The sequence below is a fragment of the Microcystis sp. M53598_WE2 genome (assembly GCF_030067735.1).
Classification (GTDB): Bacteria; Cyanobacteriota; Cyanobacteriia; order Cyanobacteriales; family Microcystaceae; genus Microcystis; species Microcystis aeruginosa.
The window spans coordinates 1-2,443 of record NZ_JASJFE010000418.1 but is presented as its reverse complement, the minus strand read 5'-3'; the positions used below and the strand labels follow the sequence as shown (position 1 = coordinate 2,443).

The following is a 2,443-nucleotide window of genomic DNA, read 5'->3' as shown; positions in this document are numbered from 1 at the left end:
ATTTATATCATTGTCGCTGATTTTTTCGCCTCTGGCCGATATTTCTAGCTGATCAAAAATCGGGCTAAAATAGAAAAAACTCACCCTCAGCGACCAAGGCGATGGCAGAAGAAACGGCGAAAATCAAGCTTTATCGGAAAACCTATCAACTTCCCCAACTAAATCGCCCCGATTTATTAATTTTGCAGGATCAGATTCAAGAAAGACAGCAACTGATTAAAACCGGAAAACGGGTCCGCCATACATGGCTAGGATTGAGGAAAAAAGAAGAACCCCTCAATTTCGAGGAAACTTTTCAAGAATTGGAAAGATTAGTCGGGGATTATAACCAGTTAATCGGATTTCTCGCCGACCATAAGGATGAATACCGGCGGTTTTTCCAGTCACTGACCGAGGAAATCAAGGAGGCAGTGGCGGTTAAATGCGAGAAATTGGCAGAAACAGAGCGAAAACGCCAATCTTTGGAGAATAGCATCGGCTCGGCCGACCTGCGAGATACCCTGAGACTACAGAAACAGCAGATTTTCCGCACTGTCATTCTTGTTGGTCGCGCCAGCTTGCTTATGCTCAAGAAAATCGACCTAATCAGCGAAAGTATCCAGAAATTAGCTGAAGATCAGGATACACAAAAACAGGTTTTCTCGAAAATGATCGGCGAGTTGAACGGGTACAAACAAGTGTATCAGTTGCAGCTGGAGTTAGATAGTCTGGAAAAAGAAGCGATCGAAATGGCCAAAGTAGCCATTAATCTAGAACAATACCTAAAACCAATTATCGGACAGTTTCAAGGCTTAATCGATCGAGTAGTGACCATTGACGGGGAACTTTCCCGCAGTGTCAGCGAAGTGGAATCCCTTGTCCAGAACATTCTCAGTTCCGAATCGGCGGTATCTTTCCGCAAAAACGAGAATCTATCGGCTAGTTTGCTCAATTTCCTCGTCACCAGCGAAGAAAAGCGCGGCCGTTTAGCGATCGCATTAGAGCGAGCCGAGCAGGAAGGATGGCAATGGACAGACGTGGAAATCCCCGATGAGGAAATCGAACTCGAAACCGCCATTCAACGCATCAACAATCATGTAATCGAGAGAGTCGGGAATTTTATCACCTCCGTCGTCGGTGACTCTCCTATTCCTCCCCTTCCTAAACTGGGGACACCCCCAAGCAATAAAACTCCATTTACCGAAAACCTACCCAATGGGATAACACTGGAGATGGTGAACTTACCAGCAGGTGAGTTTCTCATGGGATCTCCTGACAGTGATCCCGATGCTCGAAGTTATGAAAAGCCTCCACACCAAGTTAACGTCAACAGTTTTGCGATTGGTAAATATCCAGTGACTCAGGCACAATATCAAGCGGTAATGGGAACCAATCCCTGTCATTTTTCAAACAATCCCCAAAATCCAGTAGAAAATGTTAGTTGGGACGACGCTCAAGCCTTTTGTAAGAAATTGAGTCGAATAACCGGAAAAACCTATCGCCTCCCCACGGAAGCGGAATGGGAATATGCCTGTCGTGCGGGGACAACCACTCGCTTTTATTTCGGTGATGATGCTAATCAGTTAGGAGATTACGCTTGGTATGACGGAAATTCTCAGCAGACAATTCATCCTGTGGGTCAGAAAAAGCCCAATGCTTGGGGACTCCATGACATGATTGGCAATGTTTGGGAGTGGTGCGAAGACGATTGGCATAGTACCTATGAGAATGCGCCAAAGGATGGCAGTGCTTGGATAACAAATTATCAAAGAGCCAATCCTTTCAAAATAGTGCGCGGCGGCTCTTGGGAGACTTTATCAAGGTACTGCCGTTCCGCTAACCGCCACGACGATTACACCCGCATAATAGGCCATTTCGGTTACGGTTTTCGGGTTGCGTGTGTCTCCCCAGGACTTTAACCCTTTGTTCTTTTGCTCTTTTGCCCTTTGTCTCCCGCCTAAGGGCGGGTCGATTTTTTTTTTGAGATTTTTAATGGCTTCCATTACTGTTAATATCTCAGATGAACAGTTGAAGACTTAATTAGGGTTTGCATAGAAGATTCGATTTTCAATTTCTGTCGATGGCGTTTGGAACAAGGGGTTAAGGCTTGTGTTCGATGCCATCAAATCATTACAGATATGCCAATAATCCCAGATGATAGAGAATAGATATTTCCGAAAATTAAATATGCGTAACCTGAAACCCTTGGTAGGGACAATTCATGAATTGTCCCTACGTTTTCGGAGTAAAATTCATAAATTGTTCCTACGTTTTCGGAGTTGTCTAATGATGACACAGCTAGTCTCTCTGCTATAGTACAAAAGTCGTTTAGCATGATACGCTATCTAACCTTATTGCGATCGCCTTGAACTTTTCCTATTCCCCTTGAGTTGCTTGTCTAACCTGTTCGATTTCTAATTCTAAAGCCTGTGCTATCTGTTCAAAGTTTAATCCTAAGGCCAAT

Annotated in this window: 1 protein-coding gene; it reads left to right on the top strand. The window is 44.3% G+C overall.

Annotated features, from left to right (window positions below; translation table 11 throughout):
- Positions 1-101: 101 nt before the first annotated feature.
- Positions 102-1,898: an SUMF1/EgtB/PvdO family nonheme iron enzyme gene (locus tag PX636_RS08890; RefSeq protein WP_288116796.1), complete on the top strand. Its 1,797-nt coding sequence runs from the start codon at positions 102-104 to the stop codon at positions 1,896-1,898.
- Positions 1,899-2,443 lie beyond the last annotated feature (545 nt).